13 protein-coding genes and 2 pseudogenes are annotated in these 21113 nt (G+C 58.2%); 14 read left to right on the top strand and 1 reads right to left on the bottom strand.

Annotation, left to right across the window (positions count from 1 at the left end):
• Position 1: 1 nt before the first annotated feature.
• The 7 genes and pseudogenes from EGJ27_RS23525 (at position 2) to EGJ27_RS25390 (ending at position 9481) form a co-directional block, all read left to right on the top strand.
• Complete coding sequence (locus tag EGJ27_RS23525; RefSeq protein WP_125833140.1) at positions 2–4402, top strand: RHS repeat-associated core domain-containing protein; 4401 nt, start codon at positions 2–4, stop codon at positions 4400–4402.
• Positions 4399–5559: an ankyrin repeat domain-containing protein gene (locus EGJ27_RS23520; protein WP_177523092.1), complete on the top strand. Its 1161-nt coding sequence runs from the start codon at positions 4399–4401 to the stop codon at positions 5557–5559. Before EGJ27_RS23525 ends, EGJ27_RS23520 begins: the two co-directional genes overlap by 4 nt.
• A 47-nt stretch (positions 5560–5606) precedes the next feature.
• Entirely contained in the window at positions 5607–5828 is a 222-nt protein-coding gene (locus tag EGJ27_RS25400) for an AHH domain-containing protein (RefSeq protein WP_125833139.1), read from the top strand.
• A 10-nt stretch (positions 5829–5838) separates the two neighbouring features.
• Positions 5839–6450: an Imm43 family immunity protein gene (locus EGJ27_RS23510; RefSeq protein WP_158619386.1), complete on the top strand. Its 612-nt coding sequence runs from the start codon at positions 5839–5841 to the stop codon at positions 6448–6450.
• 83 nt (positions 6451–6533) lie between these two features.
• Positions 6534–7147 (top strand): annotated as a pseudogene (locus tag EGJ27_RS23505) (RHS domain-containing protein); the annotation flags it as partial.
• A 315-nt stretch (positions 7148–7462) separates the two neighbouring features.
• Positions 7463–8569 (top strand): annotated as a pseudogene (locus tag EGJ27_RS25395) (FIST signal transduction protein); the annotation flags it as partial.
• Positions 8570–8572: 3 nt separating this feature from the next.
• Positions 8573–9481 carry a methyl-accepting chemotaxis protein gene (locus EGJ27_RS25390; protein WP_371920882.1) on the top strand — a complete coding sequence of 303 codons (909 nt, stop codon included), beginning with the start codon at positions 8573–8575 and terminating at the stop codon, positions 9479–9481.
• A gap of 153 nt (positions 9482–9634) precedes the next feature.
• Here EGJ27_RS25390 and EGJ27_RS23495 read toward each other — a convergent pair whose 3' ends face one another.
• Positions 9635–11119: a YdgA family protein gene (locus EGJ27_RS23495; protein WP_125833136.1), complete on the bottom strand. Its 1485-nt coding sequence runs from the start codon at positions 11117–11119 to the stop codon at positions 9635–9637.
• A gap of 339 nt (positions 11120–11458) precedes the next feature.
• Between EGJ27_RS23495 and EGJ27_RS23490 the strand changes: the two genes are divergently transcribed.
• The 7 genes from EGJ27_RS23490 (at position 11459) to EGJ27_RS23460 (ending at position 20902) form a co-directional block, all read left to right on the top strand.
• The gene (locus tag EGJ27_RS23490) at positions 11459–12154 is read left to right on the top strand and encodes an HAD-IA family hydrolase (RefSeq protein ID WP_125833135.1); all 696 of its coding nucleotides are present in this window, start codon (positions 11459–11461) and stop codon (positions 12152–12154) included.
• A gap of 178 nt (positions 12155–12332) precedes the next feature.
• On the top strand, positions 12333–13340 hold the full coding sequence (locus EGJ27_RS23485; RefSeq protein ID WP_125833134.1) for an aldo/keto reductase: 1008 nt from the start codon (positions 12333–12335) through the stop codon (positions 13338–13340).
• A 308-nt stretch (positions 13341–13648) separates the two neighbouring features.
• Positions 13649–14386 carry a GntR family transcriptional regulator gene (locus tag EGJ27_RS23480; protein ID WP_125833133.1) on the top strand — a complete coding sequence of 246 codons (738 nt, stop codon included), beginning with the start codon at positions 13649–13651 and terminating at the stop codon, positions 14384–14386.
• A gap of 794 nt (positions 14387–15180) precedes the next feature.
• Positions 15181–15951, top strand: a complete 771-nt coding sequence (locus EGJ27_RS23475) for a DUF3050 domain-containing protein (protein WP_125833132.1) — start codon at positions 15181–15183, stop codon at positions 15949–15951.
• 35 nt (positions 15952–15986) lie between these two features.
• Positions 15987–16934, top strand: coding sequence for a diiron oxygenase (locus tag EGJ27_RS23470; RefSeq protein ID WP_125833131.1), 948 nt, complete (start codon positions 15987–15989; stop codon positions 16932–16934).
• A complete protein-coding gene (locus EGJ27_RS23465) occupies positions 16931–20386 on the top strand; it encodes a non-ribosomal peptide synthetase (protein WP_125833130.1) in 3456 nt (1151 codons plus the stop codon). The genes EGJ27_RS23470 and EGJ27_RS23465 overlap by 4 nt, the downstream gene beginning before the upstream one ends.
• A gap of 36 nt (positions 20387–20422) precedes the next feature.
• The gene (locus tag EGJ27_RS23460; protein WP_125833129.1) at positions 20423–20902 is read left to right on the top strand and encodes an SRPBCC family protein; all 480 of its coding nucleotides are present in this window, start codon (positions 20423–20425) and stop codon (positions 20900–20902) included.
• Positions 20903–21113 lie beyond the last annotated feature (211 nt).

The following is a 21113-nucleotide window of genomic DNA, read 5'->3' as shown; positions in this document are numbered from 1 at the left end:
AATGTCTGACGCTCTCTGGGCCGCCCGACTGGGCGACGGGCTCGAACACAGCTCGATGATGGCCGATATTCTGGGCGGCGTTCTGGAGGTGGCGGCCAACGTCGCCATCGGCATGCTGGCAACAGCAGCCGTGGCGGCGGCGACGGGATTCACGATTGCCACGGCCGGGGTCGGCGGCTGCGTGCTGGGCGCGGTGGTGGGCGTCATTGTCGGCCTGGCGATGAGCAAGACCTGCGTCGACAAAGGCCTGAGCGAGATGTGCGAGGGCCTTGCCAACAGCCTGTTCCCGCCCACGGTACAGGCCACCATTCTCACCGGCTCCACTGACACCTTCACCAACTCGATCCCGGCGGCTCGCGCAGCCGGTGCCGTGCCCGCACATATGAATCCAGGCGGCACATCGAACAGCGAGTCTGAAGCGGCAAAACCTGCCGAACAGCCGCAGGGTGAAGGACCCGGCTTTGTGGATGTCGCCAAAGAGTTTTTCTCGCAGATGTGGCGCCCGACTGTCGCCACACCGACGCCAGGCGCAGTGCCCAAGCCGCTGGATCTGGTGATTTGCAGCAAGCACCCGCCGATGCCTCCGCAGTTTCTCGCCGAAGGCTCGGAAAAGGTCAGCATCAACGGCCAGCCCGCCGTGCGCAGTGGCGACCGCAGTACGTGTGACGCCAAGGTGGTGTCGTCCGGAATGGTGTCCTCGAATGTCACCATCGGCGGCGGATCGGTGGTGGTCCGCGAGATCCGCAGTGGTAAAACGCCTGGCGTCGGCCTGGCATTGACGGCACTGATGATGCTCAAAGGCAAGAAAGGCAACTTCAAGGCCAATCTGCCCTGCATGTTGTTGTCTGGAGTCAATTCCTTTGTGGTCAGCCAGGCGACCGGAGCGCTGAGCAACGCCATGACCGGCTCGCCCAACCCGGTACATGCCGCCACTGGCGCCAAGGTACTGGGCGGTCTGGATGAACTGGATTTCGTGCTGCCGGGCGTGCTCGCCATCGACTGGCAACGCTTTTACAACAGCCGTGACGAGCGGAGTAACAGTCTGCTCGGCGCGGGCTGGAGCCTGTCTTATGAAATCAGCGTACACATCGAACCTCACCCCGATGGCGGTGAGCGACTGCTGTACAACGATGAACAAGCACGGCGCATCGACATGGGCGCCATTGCGCCAGGCAGCGCAGCCTTCAGCGCTGGCCAAGGCTTGGTCGTGCGACGCAATCCCGATGGTCGTCTGCTGATCGAAAGCGACGAGGGCCTGTATCGGCTTTTCGAGCCCACGCCGGAAAATGCTTCGCATCTACGACTGAGCCAGTTGGGCGACCGCAACGACAACCGCATCTACCTCGACTACGATGCGGCGGGCAAGCTGGTGCGCCTGCGCGACACGCTCGATTGGGTCCAGGTGGAACTGGTCTATAGCGAGCAATGGCCCGAGCGGCTGCAGCAAGTCGAGCGGCTCTATCCCGATCAACAGCGCGAGGTACTGGTCAGCTATGCGTACGACAGTCGTGGCGACCTTGCGGAAGTTCGCAATGCGCTGGGCCAGATCCAGCGCCGCTTTGCCTACGACCTTGATCGGCGCATGGTCGAGCACCAATTACCCACGGGGTTGCGCTGCTTCTACGAGTGGGCGCAGATCGATGGCGTTGAATGGCGTGTGGTCCGACATTGGACCGATGAAGGTGACAGCTATGCGTTCAGCTATGACCTGAGCAATGGCGCGACCCGTGTGGTGGATGGCCTGCAACGCAGCAGCCTGCGCCGCTGGAACCCGCAACATCAAATCACCGAATACACCGATAATCTCGGCAACACCTGGCGCTTTGAATGGAACGATGAACGTCAATTGCTGAGCGCTACCGATCCTCAGGGTGGGCAGTACAGCTACAGCTACGACGATTCGGGCAACTTGTCCGAAACGCTCGATCCGCTGGGCCGCCGCGAATCGACTCTGTGGCTGGAGCACTGGTCGCTGCCGGCGGTAGAAACCGATGCGGCGGGCAACAGCTGGCAGTATCGCTACGACCCACGCGGCAATTGCACCGACGAGATCGACCCGCTCGGCCAGGTGACCCGCTATCGCTACGACAACCATGGCCAGACCGTGGAAATCATCGACGCCACCGACAAACGCAAGACCCTTCAATGGAACGAGCTGGGGCAGCTGATCGAGCATGTCGACTGCTCGGGATATCCAACCCGTTTCAGCTACGACCGGCATGGCTATCTACAGGTCGTCACCGACGCGCTGGGCGAGCGCACCACCTATGAACATGACGCGCAAGGCCGACTGCTGCGCAGTCAGCTGCCGGATGGGCGGGTCGAGCAATACTTGCGCGACGGCAGCGGGCAGCTCACCGGCTATGTCGATCCCGCGGGACACGCCACCGGTTATCAATACGACCGTCGCGGCCAGGTTCGTCAACGAATCGATGCGGTCGGCAGAGGTGTGCAGTTCAGCTACGACATCTACGGCCGCTTGCAGGCATTGACCAACGAAAATGGTGAAAGCTATCGGTTTGCGTGGGATGCAGGTGATCGCCTGACTGAACAAACCGACCTTGACGGCAGCGCCCGACGCTACGGCTATGACCCTCTGGATAATGCCACTCGCGTGGAGTGGGTACCGGCGCCTTTCGGCAGCGGTCTGGCCTTGGTACCGAGTGAAGCCGTCCCGCCGATCATTCATCTGCTGGAGCGCGACCCGGTCGGGCGCCTGATCGCCAAAATCACCGACGACGGCCGTACGGAATACACCTATAACCCGGTCGATCAACTGACCGAAGCAGCGTTCATCGACCACGCCGGCCAGTCATCCCGGCTGAAATTCAGCTACGACGCGCTTGGCCAGCTGGTGGAGGATCAAAGTGCTGCCGGCAGCTTGAAACATCACTACGACGAGCTGGGTAATCTGCTCCAGACCCAGCTTCCTGACGGCCGATGGCTCAACCATCTGTATTACGGCAGCGGTCATCTGCACCAGATTAATCTGGATGGTCAGCTGATCAGCGACTTCGAGCGTGATCGCCTGCATCGTGAAGTGTTGCGCACCCAGGGCCAGATCAGCACCCGCAGCGAATACGACCGCAGCGGACGTCTTCGCTCGCGTAAACGCCGACATGCTAGCCAAGCACCGATTCTGCCGGCGGCCGCGCAAAAGCACTTCGAGTTCGACCCCGCCGATAACCTGATCGGTCGTTTAGACCAGCAACCACGCAGCGAACATCGCCAGTTGCTGCACTACGACGCCACCGGGCGCATCATCGCCAGCCAGGACAGCCAGCAAGGTCAGCGCGAAACCTTCGCCTACGACGCCGCCGCCAACCTGCTCGACGGCCCACCCCAAGGCGCAGGTCTGGTGGTCCACAACAAGCTGCTGACTTATGAGGACAAGCGTTATCGCTACGACGCCTTCGGGCGGATGATCGAGAAACGCAGCGGCAGCCATCGCGTGCAGCGCTTTGCTTACGACGCCGAGCACCGGCTCGTGGAAGTGCGCAACCAGCATGGCGCGCGGGAAACCATCGTGAAGATGGTGTACGACCCCTTGGGACGCCGAATCGAGAAGTCTGAACACGACAGCCACGGTTTCCCGCTGGGCGAAACCCGTTTCACCTGGGACGGCATGCGCCTGCTGCAGGAACACAAGAACAGCCAGACCAGTTTGTACGTGTACGCCGACAACGGCTACGAACCGCTGGCCCGCGTCGACGGCATTGGCGCCCTGCAAAGGATCCGCTACTACCACAACAACCTCAACGGCCTGCCCGAACAACTGACCGAAAACGACGGCCACACCGTCTGGCAGGCGCGCTACCACGTCTGGGGCAATACCGCCGAAGAAACCCGCGAGCCGTACTACCTCGAAGAACAGAACCTGCGCTTTCAGGGTCAGTATCTGGACCGAGAGACAGGGCTGCACTTCAACACGTTTCGGTTCTATGATCCGGATATCGGACGGTTTACCACCCCGGATCCGATTGGGTTGGCGGGTGGGATCAACCTGTATCAATACGCGCCGAATCCGATTGGGTGGGTGGATCCGTGGGGGTGGGAGGTCTGCCGCTTGAGCAAAGCGGATAAGGCCAAAATGGGGCCAGCCCCCGCAGGCATGGTCAATCCGCACTATCACCATATTGTAAGAGAAAAGGCGCCTCGCACCTGGAAGCCTGAGAATCAACGCTACATTACGGGTGCGCAGGAGATATTAGCAAAGCACAAGATCGGCCTGAACAATGACCTACGTAATTTCACATGGGCGCAGAACGGCGCAGGTAATCATTCTATTGCTAGCGCGAAGAAGGTTTTTGAAGCACTGTCCATTGCAGACAAAGGCGGAAAAGCATCAGTGGTAGAAGAGCTCCGAGCGATGGGCAAGTTAATGGAAAGGAACAGATTTTGAAAAAAAATGACGACATGGCAGTTATATGCGAAAAAAATCGTGGAACTTTATTAGACTTATATTCTTATATAAAAAATGACCAGCTTTCTTGCGTTGAGGAGGCATTAAAACACATCCCAGAGCTTAGGGATGCGCCAAGACATGGGCTGCGTGGACGCGGCGGGCTACTTCACGAAGCTGCAGAGTATGGAAAGTCGCGCATCTGCGAAAGATTGATCGAGCTGGGTATCGACATTAACGTCACTGCCAGCGAAGAAGGATACTCTACAGCTCTTCATAATGCTGCCGCCAACGGCCATTTGCTGACCATGCGACTTCTCCTGAAAAAAGGAGCTCATGTCGATGCCGACAATTTGAGTATCACTACTCCTCTGATGGAAGCAGTAATTTCCGGTCATCGGGAAGCCTGTGAGCTATTGATCGATAATGGGGCAGATATCAACAGGCTGCACACAAGGCTGAATATTTCGCCAAGAGATCTAGCCGAAGCCTGGGGGCAAGACGAGATCAAAGAGATTCTCGAAAAGCGGGGCGCATTAAGCGTCAAGGATATTACTGTCAGTGCAGATGAACAGTTCGGCGGGCCGATTATAAATTTTGTTCACAATACAGCCGGCTGGGTATTACCAGAGAAATTTGCGCCCACCATAAGCACGAATGGCGTACAGCTGCGTATCAGTTGTATCGATGGGAAAAACAAACTAAAACTGCTCTTCACCGTTGGTTTGTTCCGCAACGTTCCTCGTACCGAGCTTTTTCTGTGCCTCCCCGGGGACTGGCCATTGCCTCGTCTAGATCTTTCGCTCGACGACCCTTGGGCATTCCCAGTACACCTTCTTTCAAGGCTTGCGGATCGCACGAAAAATAATGCTCCACTCAAAGAAAGTATGCTGATCTGTCGATCGCAAGACGCCTACTCCGATCTTGCCTGGCCAGATGAAATAGATGCACTCCTTGTAGTGAACAAGGCATGGAACAAAAAACCTGACGCAGCCGATACAGATGAAGACGATAAAGTTTTTCTCTTTGTTCTGACACCCGTTAAATTCGGAAAAAAAGGCTGTCCTTCAGGAGAATCTCTAATATCTCTTGTACAGCGAAAGCAGACAGGGAGCTGGGGCAGTATATGCTTGCCCAAGCCCGCCGGTATCGAATAGCCACCTAGCGGCTGATAAAGCTATGATATTATCGCCGCTAAACTAAAATGTGTTCAACAATTGGCGCCAAGATTTATCACAACGGCTCGCACAAAGACTATTCGGCACTTGTCGATGAGAAAATAGAGCGCATCAAGAATCGCTACTATGCTAATTCTTTATCAAAGGCGCAGGCAAAACAACAAGTCGAGTCACTCCAACGTAGTCTTCGAAAGAAAACCATCTCAGGAAGAATACGAACCAAATCGACAACTGGTCGACTTTGCTAACGAGGTTCAAATGCATTACACACTTGCAATGAAAAAAGAAAAATATTGCCCATCCTTTATTGACGGCGTGCTTAATGAGGTATTTTACGCCGGCATCTATGACGAAGGCATGGGAGAAAGCTGGTACTACGTAGAACCCGGCGAAACGCTTGCGAGCCTTCCTGCTAAGCTTATCCTCGTCACCAAAGACAAAAAATACGACTTCGATTTCCGTTCAGCTTTTGGCGGACACATCATTAGCGAACATTTTTTTTCTATATTTGAAACTCTATCAAAAGGAAATTGGGAGATCGCAAAGCTTGATATAGTGACACCTAAAGGCGAAAAAAGCGGGGCCAGCAATTATTACTTCATTCGCCAGCGTGCAGAGCATCGAGAATCCATCGAGATCATCGACCGTTCGAATTCAAATATTGACTATAGAAAGACTGGAGAAATAAAACATATTGCAAGCCTGGCAGTCAAACCGGACGTCGACAAGGACGTTTTCAGTATTCGAGACACGAGCCTGTTGGGGTATATTTTTTTCTCGGCTTACGCAGCTGAAATGCTCCAAAAAATAGAACTAAAAGGTTTTGAAATCGTTGATTCTAGGGAAATTGGGAAAATTGGTCGAGCTTAAATATCGATCGTCACCGACCATAATGGATCTGGACCGATACTGACTATATCGGACGCTTCAGCATGCCGGACAGCTCACCTCAAGGCGTAGACCTTGTGGTTCACAACGAGCTGTTGGCCTATCAGGACAAGCGTCATCGCTACGACGCCTTCGGGCGATGATCGAGAAACGCAGCGGCAGCCATCGCGTGCAGCGCTTTGCTTACGACGCTGAACACCGGCTCGTGGAAGTGCGCAACCAGCATGGCGCGCGGGAAACCATCGTGAAGATGGTGTACGACCCGTTGGGACGCCGAATCGAGAAGTCTGAACACGACAGCCACGGTTTCCCGCTGGGCGAAACCCGTTTCACCTGGGACGGCATGCGCCTGCTGCAGGAACACAAGAACAGCCAGACCAGTTTGTACGTGTACGCCGACAACGGCTACGAACCGCTGGCCCGCGTCGACGGCAATGGCGCCCTACAAAACATCCGCTACTACTACATCGACCTCAACGGCCTGCCCGAACAACTGACCGAAAACGACGGCCACACCGTCTGGCAGGCGCGCTACCACGTCTGGGGCAATACCGCCTAAGAAACCCGCGAGCCGTAATACTTAGAAAAACAAAACCTGCGCTTTAAGGGCCAGTCCCGGGACCGAGTGACGGGTCTGCGCTTCAACACGTTTCGGTTTTATGAACCGGATATCGGACGGTTACCGTTCCAGTCCAGGTGATTAGGCCCTTGGGACTGAAGCTGCACCAGCCTGAAACCTCGCGACCGTTCGTCAGATCGATTTCTACCCGGTGCCTTCCCGTTTCCGTCGGCGTCAGCGCTGCTCCTCTAAAAACACCCTGTTCTCCGGCCCTTGCACTTCTTCCCCATCCCCAGCAGCGGCATTCTGGCGGCACGGGCGTGACTCATAGGCAAAATTCATTGCCAGGCTACTACGCTGAATCGTTTCTCCGCCGATGGCAAAGCATCGGGCTACGTTTTTTGCGATCCCTCCCCTTACTTTGCGGATTCAACCATGAGTTTTCTATCGCGTTTTCAGACCAAGGCTTCACGCGCCGGTGGTGTTCTGAGTGTCATCACCACGGCCCGGGATCTGAATGACAAATTGTCGGGCCTGAGTTTCGAGCCGGTGTACCTGACCGGTTTTGTCTCTCCGCATGTCGATTTCGATCAAGTGGCGCGTGCCGTTGCTTCGCGGTTTCCCAACGCGAAGATCAGCCTGTGCACGACTTCAGGCGAGCTGAGTTCCAGCAACGATTCGCTGTATTGCGCCGCCGGTAACCAGTGGGATCGGATTGTCCTGGCACTGTTCGATTCCAGTGTGATCAAGAGTGCAGAAGTGGTGCATATTCCATTGCACAGCGAAGACATCCGCGGTCAAGGCAAGCGCTTGTCCATGCGTGAACGGATCGCGCGCCTGACCGACTCGATCAAGCGTACCCAGGTCAGCACGCCCATCGACCATCGCGACACGCTGGCCTATGTCACTTTCGACGGGTTGTCGGCGTCGGAATCCTTTTTCATGGAGGCGCTGTACGAGTCCGGGCGTTTTCCGTGCCTGTTCGTCGGCGGCTCGGCCGGTGGTAAAGGGGACTTCCAGAAAACCCTGATCCACGATGGCAAGCGCAGTTACCAGAACCATGCTCAGGTGGTGTTTCTCAAGAGCGCCAGGAACGTACGCTTCGGCGTTTTCAAAAGCCAGAACTTCGAGGCCACCTCACTGAGCCTGAGTGTTCTGACTGCATCGCTGGAAGAGCGCTACATCAGCCAGGTGGTCAACTCTCGAGGCGAGATCACCACCATGGTCGCGGCCTTGTGCGACGCGTTGCAATGCGAACGCCGCGACCTGGAGAGTAAGCTGGCGCAGTATTCCTTCGCCATTCGCGTGGGGGAAGAACTGTTCGTGCGCTCCATCGCGCGTATCGATTATGAAAGCGAGCGGGTTCACCTGTTCTGCGACGTGGCGCCCGGCGAAGAGCTGGTGATGGTCAAGCGCACCTCGATGATCGATACCACGCGCAAGGACTTCAACCGCTTCCTGCAGGGTAAGTCCGGCAAGCCGCTGCTTGGTCTGCTCAGCGATTGCATTCTGCGTCGCCTGAACAACGGCAGCGAACTGGGGCGCATGAACGATGTGTTTGGCGACACGCCCGTGGTGGGGTTCTCGACCTTCGGTGAGATCCTTGGGCTGAACCTGAACCAGACGCTGACGGCGGTGTTCTTTTTCAAGGCCGCCGAGGACCAGCCGTTTCGCGATGAATACATCGATAACTTCATCGCCTACTACGGCGAGTTCAAAGCGTTCTTTCTGCGTCGGCAGATCAAGAAACTGGCCGGGCTCAGCCATGTGGTGGTCAAGCAGATCGACCAGTTCAAACAGCGCAACTTTGCGCAGTCCATCGATCCCAGCGGGCTGGACGAACAGATTCAGCCGGTGTTCAGCGGGTTGAGTGATCTGGGTGATGTGTTGATCAAGGCGCATCAGGATCAGGAAGAAATCGCCGATCAGTTGCGCCATTACTCGGGCGAGCTGCACGTGTCGATGGATGAGCTGACGCAGACCATTTCCAATCAGGAGAAGGTTATCGACAAGGCCGGTGCAACGGTCAAGAGCCTGGCCGAGCAGGCTGACGATGTGGTGTTGAGTTCGCGGGAACTGGCCAAGTCCAGTTTGCGCATTCAGTCGGTGGTGCAGACCATCCAGCAGATTGCCGGGCAGACCAACCTGCTGGCCCTCAACGCGGCCATCGAGGCGGCACGGGCGGGCGATATGGGTCGGGGCTTTGCGGTGGTGGCCGATGAAGTGCGCCAGCTGGCGCAGAAGACTTCACAGAACGCGAGTGACATCGGGACCGATATCGACCGGCTTGCCGAAGAGATTCGCAAGGTCGCGCAGCATATCGAGGAGCAGTCGGCGGAAGTCGGCACGCTGACTGGATTGTTGACCGAGCTGGAAGGCTCCAGCGACATGACAGCCGGCACCTCGCAACGTACCCGCCAATTGGCGGATACCCTGGTGGGTTTGACCCAGTAATGACGGGCAGCGCCGGGTTTCATGCCTGATTGCAGGAGCGCGCTCGCCCGCGACGGTGGTCTGGATCACAGCTCTATCGCTTGATCCAGCGCCTTCGCCAGCAAGCGGGCTTCCACAGGATTACGGCTTGCTGGCGATGACGGACTTGCAACCTTACTGACCGCCGCCCAGCGCGCCGACTTTGCCCAGCACGTTTGCCATGAATTGCTGCACTGGCATCTTTTGGCCGTTGAAGTCGACTACGTCGTTGGCGTAGTGCAGCTCAGAAACGATGTTGTCGCCTTCGACTTTTGCCAACTGCATCATTTCCGCCATGGCACTGGCCATGTCGCTGGCTGCGGTAGCCTGCTCCGCGATCAGCTTCAGGTCGGTCTGGCCTTCACGAATCGCCTGTTGAGTGGCGAGGTCGCGAATCATCGGTTTGGACAGCACCACTTTGGCGTTGATTTGGCCCAGTGCCTTCATCGCGATCGCGTCGGCAGGCTGGTCCAGCGAACCCGGCTCGGTCAGGTCGATCGCCAGACGCATGTGGCTTTCACCATTGGTGGTCTTGAGCGACAGCTTGTCCATTTCGATATGTGGCTTGCCCGCCAGCAGCGTCGCCAGATCGGCATGCAGGCGCTGCTCGTCAGCCGGTTCCAGCTGCAATGGCTGCGGGATGCCGGTTGCGGCAGCGGCCTGCTGTTGCGGCAGGATCCTGGTCTGGTACAGCTCATAAAGCGACTGCGTGGCGACCACGTCGAAGTTGGCGATCTTGATGCCCAGGTGCGCAGCGCCCACATCCTTGCCCGCGTAGGCAATCATGCCGATGTCGTAGTTCACCTGCGCGGCGAACTTGCCGCCTTCTTCCTGGGCAAAGTTGGTATTGGTGAAGTCCTTGAGCCGAACCGGCGGCTTGCCCATTACCTGGAACCCCGCATCCTGCAGCTTCATCGTCGAGTGGCCCAGATAGAACCCGGACTTGCCCTTGGTGCCGCCGGTGTCGAACGTCAGGCCCTTGGCCTCGATGCTCACCGGGCCGTCCGGCGAATCGACATTCAGTTGCAGGTTGTCCATGGCGCCATCCAGGCGCAGCTTCTCGGCATTTTCCGTGGCATCGAAGTTCACCTTCAGGCCGGAGAACTTGAACGTGCCGTCCGTATCGTTCATCTCCAACGGTGCCATCTGCAACCAGCCCTTGGTGGAGCGGTCGTAACCGACGCTGGTCTGGCCTTTGATCGGCGCCGCGTCCTTACTCAGCGCGAACCACTTCTCCCAGGCCTCGGTCTTCTCCATTTCAACATTGCTCAGTGCCATGACTGGCACCAGGTTCAGTCTTTTCACTCGAGACAGTGGCAACGGACCGTGCTCGATGTGATCGACGAACCGCAGTTCGGAACTGAGGGTGCTATCGGTCAGGTTCTGGATGTCGACACGGTAATGTGCGGTGCTGCTGAAGACATGACGATCCAGCGAGACCATTTCCAGGGTCACGCTGGTGTTGCTGCCCTTGAAGGATTTGCTCAGTTCCTGGTTGGCTTTCTGAATCGAATCGGTCAGGACGCCTTCAAGCCTGGTGCCGGTGTACCAGGCACCACCGGTTGCCAAGGCACCCACCACGACCACGACACCTACTGCTATACCTGCTGCTTTGTTCATAGTGACTCGACGATATCCGTTCTATTGATTGAAGGTCTTCCCTGTCCCACGGCATGGGCATGAACGGCGGGATGACAGGCTTTTGCACTGTGGTGCCGATTGCGCTGCGGACCGCCTGCCCGAGGATCGGGCGTAGGGTGAAGAGACGCGAAAGATTATCATCGACCGCACACTCGGCCCAGCAGTGATGCCCGGATCTGTGGCGGACCACGCCTTTTCGCGCTCAGTGGAACCTGCGTTCCGTGGTTCGTTACCGTCGCCGATGCGCAAATACAGGGGTAGCCATGTTCTTGGCCGAACCGTTAGTCTGGTAACGAATTGGTTAACGGATGTGACGACATGAGTGCAGAGCAAAACCAGCGACGCCCGATCAAGGCCGTGATTTTCGATATGGATGGTCTGCTGTTGGATACCGAAGGGGTCTATACCGAAGTCACCAATCTGATCGCCAACCGTTATGGAAAGACCTTCGACTGGTCGGTAAAACAGCACACCATCGGCCGGGGTGCACGGGACTTCGCAGGCTATGTGATTCAGGCGCTGGAGCTGCCGATCTCGATCGAGGAGTTTCTGGAAGTCCGCGAGCCCATGCTGGACGAGCGCTTTCCACGCGCGGCGGCGATGCCAGGTGCCGAGGCGCTGGTGCGCCATCTGGCCGCCAACAACATCCCTATCGCCGTGGGCACCAGTTCGTCGGTGCATTACTTCCACGCCAAGACGACGCTCCATCGCGCCTGGTTCGAACTGTTCGAGACGGTCGTAACGGCGGACGACCCGGAAGTCGGCGCTGCCAAGCCCGCTCCGGATATCTTTCTGGTGGCGGCACGCCGGCTGGGTGTGGCGCCTGAAGACTGCCTGGTCTTTGAGGACTCCCCTTTTGGCGTGACCGCTGCCAAGGCTGCCGGGATGTCTGCCGTGGCGGTGCCCGACTCGCACATGCCGGTCGAGCAATACGCGCACGCCGATCTCCTGCTGGCTTCGCTGGCCGAGTTTCCGCTCCAGGCCTGGGGCTTGCCGCCCATGACCGAGTCCTGAAGCGTGGCCGCGAACCGGCTGTGGTCGGTTCGCGACATGCTCATAGCCTCTCCCATTGGCCGCCACCGCCGAATCGCTTCTATCTTCTAACGACCTGACTTTTCATTCTTTCCCACTCGGTCGCCAACCGGCCAGTATTCCCCGTTCACAGCCCAACCACGACATGGAGAATAGCGAGATGACCTATCGAACCCTTGGCCAGTCCGGCCTGAAAGTTTCGACCCTGACCTTGGGATCAATGATGTTCGGCGAGCAGACGAACGCCGAGGATTCGGCACGCATCATCGACAAGGCGTGGGATCAAGGGGTCAACTTCGTCGACACGGCGGATGTGTACAACGCCGGACGCTCTGAAGAAATAGTCGGCAAGGCCATCGCTTCACGGCGCAGCGACTGGATCCTGGCAACCAAAGTCGCCATCGGCCCTGCCGATGGCCTGCCCAATCGCTCGGGTCTGACCCGCAAGCACATCTTCAATGCCATCGATAACAGCCTGCGGCGTCTGGGAACTGATTACCTGGACATCTACTACCTGCACAAAGAGGATCACGACACGCCGTTGGAAGTCACAGTGTCGGCAATCGGCGACCTGATCCGCGCCGGCAGGATTCGCTATTGGGGTGTGTCGAACTTCCGCGGCTGGCGCATTGCGGAAATCGTCAACGTTGCCCAGCGTCTTGGCGTGGACAAGCCGGTCATCAGCCAGCCGTTGTACAACATCGTCAACCGCCAGGCCGAAACCGAGCAGATCACCGCCGCCGCCTTTCATGGGCTGGGTGTAGTGCCCTACAGCCCGCTGGCCCGCGGCGTCCTGAGCGGAAAATATGCACCGGATGCGGTCCCGGACAGCGACAGCCGCGCCGGGCGACAGGACAAACGCATTCTGGAAACCGAATGGCGCGCGGAATCGCTGCGCATTGCCCAGCGGATTCAGGAATACGTGGCGGATAAAGGAGTGGGTACCGTCGAATTCGCCATTGCCTGGGTTCTCAACAACAAGGCAGTCAGCTCGGCGATTGTCGGCCCGCGCACCGAGCAGCAGTGGGACAGCTACACCCGTGCGCTGGATGTGAAGATCACTGCCGAGGATGAGGCGTTCATCGACTCGCTGGTCACACCGGGCCACGCGTCGACACCAGGTTTCAATGACGTGCAGCATTTCGTTTCCGGGCGGTTCCCCGGCTGAAGCATGGGCATGCTGCTCATCCTGCCAGCTCATCACAGCGCACGTGATGAGCCGGTTTGGTTATAAGGCTTTAGCTGAAAAATCCATAAGCATCTATATGCTCATGCTTCGCCTGCCTAAGGACCGGCTAAACTGGCGACATATCCCGACCCACCACCCAGTCGAAAAGGAATATGCCGAATTTGTCCCGCCCTGTGAAACTGACATCTGCAGTTGACCCTGTGATGTGCAAGCAAGCTGCGTCCTGGCCGGATAGAGTCCGGACAGTTCCAGGGTCCAGTCCAGCCAGGTGGTGAAGAATTATGCCCATGCGCAAAACCGATAGAGAGGCATTCCTGCTTGCCGTACTGGGTAACGAGCAGATTCCCGCGAACCAAGCCAGGGCGTTGATCGAAGAAAAACTGCGCAATGCGATCCTCGACGGCAGCCTGCCCAGCGGCACTGCCCTGCGCCAGCAGGAGCTGGCTTCGCTATTTGGGGTAAGCCGCATGCCGGTCCGTGAAGCGTTGCGCCAGCTCGAAGCGCAGTCGCTGTTGCGGGTTGAAACCAATAAAGGTGCGGTGGTCGCGCCACTGATCGGCGAGGATGCAGTCGATGCCTATGCATTGCGCATTCTGCTTGAGTCCGAGGCCCTGCGCTTGTCCGTTCCCCTGCTCGATGCGGACGACCTGGCCACCGCGCGGCGATGCATCGAAATGATGGAAGTCGAAACCGACTACACCCATTTCGGCACGCTGAACCGGATGTTCCACATGGCTCTGTACGCCAAGGCGTCGAACCAGCGCCTGATGCGTTTGGTGGAGCAAGGCTTGAACGAGGAAGAGCGCTTCCTGCGCTTCAACCTCGAAAAGATGAACCTGGGCAAACTCGCTCAGGATGATCACTGGCAGCTACTGCACCTGGCTGAAGAGAAAGACGTCGAGCGGACAGTGGAAGTGCTGCAAGTGCATCTCAACCGAGGCGTCAAAGCCATCACCCGCTATCTCAACTCCCTCGCCGAAAAAGAAGCAAAACCCGTGGGCGGACCCAAAAAGAGCCCTGCCTGACGGCTTCGTATCCTGCCCCAGGCTCGGCCGGTACTGAATGTGCGTGACCATCTCCGGTCTGTTCCCCCACGCCTCGCCCAAGCTGAAAATCCCCCTTCATCGCCCGGCCTTTATTCCGTGCTTTCCCCCTGCCGGACTGACAGGCCGTCATCCATGGAATGAGGCACACTCGGTTTGGACCAGAGTGGAGCCAGCCGGATGGCGAGCGCTGGTCAGGATGCGCTGCTGCGGATGACGGAGCAGCACCTCGTTCATTCGAACGCCTGAGAAAAGGAGCTTTTGAGAAAGGGCGTGGAGACACTGGAATGTCCATTCGACTATCGCCCGCACCCATTTAAAAAAATTGAATGTTCAGCATCACGGCGACGCTGAACGAGGCATTCGTTCATTATTTATAATTTTGGCCTTTATTAGCCGAAAGGGTTGCCTGCATCCATATAAAACCATATTCAAAGTTTTATACATGCACTTGCAACTTCAAAAAACCTCAAACTAAAATAAATTGAAAAACAATTGCACCTACGACAAAAAGTGTTCTAACTTTTCCTGGCAGCCACTTCTGCATTTGGCCGTAATCGCCATCAGCCTCGTCAAGAAGCGCTGCAAACGCGGCATCAACCGGGCGTCAGCTCCGGAAACATTCAACTTCAAGGGTCGTTGAGCTACTCAACTACAGGCTTTAGCTCGCCTGTCTTCCAGAGGCCCTGAAGCGGCAATGTTGAACACAATCCGACTTGTCCTGGACCGACAAGTTACTCACTTCCTGTGCAACTGATAACTATCAGGGTATCGCCATGCTTTGTCAGAAAACGCTACTTGATCACAAGAAACTTGAACTCAGCCGTCATCCGATCTTCGCCGAAATAGATTCGCTGCATGTATTGAGGCGCTTCATGGAAACCCATGTCTTTGCCGTCTGGGATTTCATGACCCTGACCAAACGGCTTCAGCAGGAACTGACCTGCACCCGGCTACCGTGGCTGCCGCCAACCGATCCGTCGGCGGCCCGGTTGATCAACGAGATCGTGCTGGGTGAAGAAACCGACGACAGGCCAGGAGGCGGGCATTACAGCCACTTCGAGTTGTACCTGGATGCCATGCGTGAAATCGGCGCCAGCACGCTGCAGATCGAGCGCTTCATCGACCTGCAGAGCCAGGGCGTGCATTACGCCGTTGCGCTGCAACGGGTCAATGCCGGACAGGCGGCTTCGACGTTCGTCAGTCACACGTTGCATACCGCACTGCATGCCCAGGCCCACAGCGTTGCCGCCGCATTCCTGCATGGCCGCGAGAGCGTCATCCCCCAAATGTTTCAGACCATCCTTGATCGCTGGGGCATCGGCATCGAGCAGGCGCCGGTGTTTCGCTACTACCTGCAACGCCACATCGAGGTCGACTCCGATGAACACGGGCCGGCCGCCGAGCAGTTGCTTGCTCGTCTGGTCGAGGGCGACGAGCAACGCCAGCGCGAGGTGTATCAGGTCGCCATCGCAGCCGTGGAGAGCCGTATCCAGCTGTGGGACACCCTTCGCCTGACCATGCGTGAGATGCAGGCCACTGCCTGACGATCAAGCCACCGGGACTCAACAAGGAAGCCGTCATGAAAGCCGAAGACTACCGCTCATTCATCGATGCCTGGGAAGGCCGCGCCACCATTCGTACGCGTCCACGCAGGTTGCTGGAAAACGACGACAAACTGATCTACCCACTCAGCCGCCAGCCGCTGGTGCTCAGTGAAACCTTCATTCGCGAATGCCCGCAGCTGCGTGATTACGCTCTGGTCCAGAGCCTCTACAAATTCATCAACGACGTGGTGATCTTCGAAACCGAGATCGTCGACAAGACTGCCCGCGGGATCGCCAAAGGGCATTTTGCGATTCACTTTCCCTTCGCCTGCCGTTATGACGCGATGACCGTGGTCGTCGACGAGGATTATCACGCACTGGTGGCGATGGATTTCATGCAGCAGACCATTGCCATGACCGGAATCGAACCCATCGCCCTGCCGGATGAAATAGAACTGAGCCGGGCAATTCCCGCGGCGTTGGCACTGGCGCCGGATCACCTGCGCAGCGCGGTCGAACTGATCTGCGTGGCGGTCGCGGAAAATACCGTTACCAACGACGTGGCCGCCTTCGCCAGAGACGACTCGGTCAAACAGTCGATCAAGGGACTGATGGCCGACCATTTGCTGGATGAGGGCCGTCACTCCGGGTTCTGGACACGCCTGGTCAGGATCTACTGGCACACGGCGTCAGTCGCCGATCGCGAGTGCATTGCGCAGATTATGCCGGTGTTCATCGCCCAGTACCTGACCAACGATATCCAGAACGCTTTCGACTTCGCCCTGACTGAACAGTTGCCGGTGGACGAAGCGGTGAAACAGGCGCTCAAGGCAGAGAGTCGGGCGATGAGCTTTCCCATCAACCGGCATCATCCGTTGGTAGGCAACATCATGCGTTTCTTCGGCGCCAGTTCGATGTTGCAGGATCCTTGCGTTGCGCAAGCGCTTGCCGCCTACCTGCCCGCACAGGAGGTGCTGTCATGAAGCGCCTGGATCTTGTGCTGATCGGCAGAACACCGGCCCTGAGCGTGTTGAGCCGAGAACTGGAGGATCATGGCCACGGTGTGCGTCAGCTCAAAACCCATGAGGCCGTGCGGAGCAGCCGACTCGACAACGTCGCCTTGCTGATCGATGACGGCAGCCTCGACCTGGAGGCGCCTGGCACGGTATCACCTGCCAGATCTGCCTGCCTGAGCCTGCGCATCGGCCATAGCTCGTCGCCGGCGCAAGGACTTCCACGTCTGGAGCTGCTGGGCTGGTACGGCACGGCCCGTGCCCAGCGCCTGATCGGACGGCAATGGCTACCGCCCGAAGCCTCAGGCAACGGTCGCATGCTGCATGACGCAGCCGTGGCAGCACTGGTGGAATGGGTAGCCTTGCAGGTCAGCCGTCTGGCACGCGATGCCCACCACTTTGCCAACCTGCCCACCGAGCTACCTTCGCAAAGCGATACCCAAGGCGGCTTGCAGACCCTGGAGCCTCTACTCTTCGAACACCGTTTCAATCACACAACGCAGCCACATCTGCTTGAAATCGCCCAGACGCCATGGGTCCAGCGCGTGGAACACAGCATGCAAGTCCACGCCGGGCGCCCGGCCTTGCGTATCGCGGGCAGAACCTTCAGTTACCAGGAGCTGCACGGCCAGGCGCTGGCCATACAGCGCCACCTGGCTCCGTTGCTGGCCACCCGAGCAAAACACAAGAAGACGCCGGTTATCGGCATCTGCCTGTCGAAGTCGCCGGCCTTGTATGCGGGCATTCTGGCTATTCTGGGTAGCGGCGCGGTCTATCTGCCGCTTGATCCTGCCCAGCCGATACAACGCCAGCAGTACATTCTGGAAGACTCCGGTGCCATGCTGCTGTTGCACGACGGCTCGCATCCGTTGGCGCTGGCCGAGTTTCCGGCATTGGACATCAGCGGTATCCCGGCCGATGCACGCGGCTCGTTGCTGGCCGGCGAGCCATCGGCCTGCGACTCGCCCTGCATGGCGCTGTATACCTCCGGCACCACTGGCCAGCCCAAAGGCGTGATGCTCAGCCAGCGCAACCTCAGCCACTTCACGGCCTGGTACGCCGAATATGCAGGGCTGACTGAGCACAGCCGGGTTCTGCAATTCTCGACACCGAGCTTCGACTCGTCGGTGATCGACATTTTCCCCACCTGGCTGTGCGGTGCCGAGCTGGTGGTTCCTGACGAGCATCAACGTCGCGATCCGCATCGACTGGCCGAACTGCTGCGTGGAAGCATCAGCCATGCGTTTCTGCCACCCGCGCTGCTGAGCATCATGCCGCTGGATGAACCGCTTGGGCCTGAGCACATCATGACCGGGGGCGATGTCTGCGAACCGTGGGTCATCGAGCGCCTGGCGGACCAATGCCGCTTCCACAATCTGTATGGCCCAACTGAGGCCACGGTGCTGGTCACTGCCGGACGCTTCACCCAGGACACCGGCAATCGCCACCTTGGCACGCCGATCGCCAACAGCCAGGTATTGATTCTCGACGAGCAGCAGCAACCGGTGGCCGAGCACACGCTGGGCGAGCTGTATATCGCAGGCCCCGGCGTTGGCCTGGGCTATATCGGCAAGCCGGAGCTGACCGCCGAACGTTACGTATGGCTGAACTTGCCTGATGGTCAGCGGCTGCGCGCGTACCGTACCGGGGACATGGGCAAGTGGACTCCAGGCGGGATCGAGCTGACCGGGCGGCGCGACAATCAGGTGAAGATTCGTGGCTTTCGCGTCGAACCCGAGGAAATCGAGCATTGCCTGCGCAGCAGCCAGTTGTATAAGCAGGTAGCCGTCGTGATCGATGAGCAGCGACGCATTCTGGCGTTCACCTCCCAACCGATGACGTCTGCCACTGACGCCCGGCAGCTGCTGCGCGCTCACGCACACCGTCTGCTGCCTGACTACATGCAACCGGCTGCCTACACCGAGCTGGCCGGCATGCCATTCGCCAGCAACGGCAAAGTGGACCGCAAGGCGCTGTTGGACATTCAGGTGGCCTTTGCCGCTTCACGCACGCGGCGTCTGCCGGAAACCGCTCAACAGCGACAGCTGATCGAGCTGTGGGCCGACCTGCTGGAGCTGCCGATAGACGATATTTCCATCGACGAAAGTTTCTTCAATCTGGGTGGGCATTCGATTCTCCTGTCTCGCCTGCTGCTGGGCATTCGCGAGCGGTTCGGGCGCAGTATCCCCATCAACCGCTTTATCGAAGCACCGACCATCCTGACCCTGGCAAGCCTGATCGATGGCCAGGGTTTACTGGCCAGCAACCTGAACCCACAGGCATTCGCAGACGCCAATGCCGAGTTGACGCTGGCGGCACTGTCGGTCAGCGAGCTGGGCGACGTGCACAAGGTGATCGTGACCGGTGCCAACGGCTTTCTTGGCGTTCATGTCGTCGAAGCACTGCTGGCGTGGGGCGCGAGTGAAGTAGCGTGTCTGGTACGGGAAAGTGCCGGGCTCAGTGCCAATGAGCGTTTCCAGCAGGCCTTGCGGGAATACGGCCTGGACCATCTCGACCTCGGCCGCGTGACGGTTTACGCCGCAGATATCGCCCGGCCTCGGCTTGGCCTGAGCGATGAGGCCTATGATCGACTGGACAGGGAGTTTGGTGCCCTTGTGCATAACGCGGCCAACGTCAATCACGTGCAGGATTACGAAACGCTGGCCAAGGACAACGTAGCGCCCATTCATGAGTGCCTGAAACTGTGCGAGGGTCGCCGCAAGAAGATCTTCAATTACGTATCGACCTTATCGGCTTGCAGCGCGGTGGACAGCCAAGGCCGGGTACTGGAACAACCTGCCGCTACCACACCCCCCATCTATATCCGCAACGGCTACAACCTGAGCAAGTGGGTGGCCGAACGCATTCTGGGCCGGGCAGTAGCGCTGGGGGCGTGGGTAAACATCTACCGCCCCGGCAACATTGGCTTTCATAGCCTGAGCGGCGTGTGCCAGCCGGAAAAAAACCGTTTGCTGCTGATGCTCAAGGGCTCTATGCAGCTAGGCGTGGTGCCTGACTTCGCCATCAACTTTGACCTGATGCCGGTGGACTTCCTCGCCCGTTTCATTGGCTTTCAGGCCAGCCGCTATCAGCCCGACAGGGCGGTATTCAACCTGCACAACCCCGAACCGCTGAGCTGGCGTAGCTACGTGGACGCATTTCGTACAGCGGGGCGGCAGTTCGAGCTGGTGAGCGTGGCGCAATGGCAGGCCCAGCTTCATCGGGTCGACAGTCATAACGCGTTGTTCGGTGTGCTCGGTTTTTACCTCGACGGTTTTGAAGAAGACATCGGCGATATCTCGATGATCGAGTTCAGCAACGCCCAGGCTGCAGTCCGACAGATGGGCACGCACTACCCAGGCAAAACCCCGGCGCTGCTGCAAACCGGCTGCGCCTACCTGAAAGCCATCGACTTCATTTGAGTCGGTGATTTACTCACCTCATGCAAGGAGCACTCTATGTCTTCCCTTCACCACAACCTGAAACCCGACACCCGGATCGTAAACCCCAGCCAATGCCGCGTGGTTTCAGCCATTGCGATCCCAAGCGACGCCCGAGGTGTCTGGGCAGTCGTCGGTAACTTTGGCGGCTTCCAGGCTTTCATCCCGGCCCTGGAAAGCACCGAGGTAACAGGCAGCGGACCAGGCTCGGTACGCAGAAAGCAGTTCAAGGATGGCAACGTTGTCGTCGAGCAATTGAACAGTTGCGACGATGAGGCGCTGTTCATGACCTGGACGCTGATCCACACCAGTCTGCCCGTTGGCAGTCTTTGGGCGGCCATGACCGTAGAGCCCGCAGGACACGAGCAGTGCATCGCGACCTGGACCATCGTGGCAGATCCGCTGCCGGACAGTCCTGAATCGCCATCGGCATTCGAGGCATTCCTTCAAGGATTTGCGGACGATGCCATGCGCAACGTAGGCAAGCTGTTTAGTTGAATGTGAGTGCTACGCTCGGCATAAAGCCAGCCCTGGAAACAGGTGCTGGCTTTATACGTGGGGCTACAGTCGAAAGCAGGGCCAAGGTGCGCTGTGGCCCCCAAAAAGACAAAACCCCTGTCTGCGTGAGCAGACAGGGGTTTCGGAATGAATCTTGACGATGACCTACTCTCACATGGGGAAACCCCACACTACCATCGGCGATACATCG

Source organism: Pseudomonas sp. v388 (assembly GCF_003935425.1).
GTDB lineage: Bacteria > Pseudomonadota > Gammaproteobacteria > Pseudomonadales > Pseudomonadaceae > Aquipseudomonas.
The sequence above is the reverse complement of the archived record's forward strand: the minus strand, read 5'-3'. Positions and strand labels throughout refer to the sequence as shown.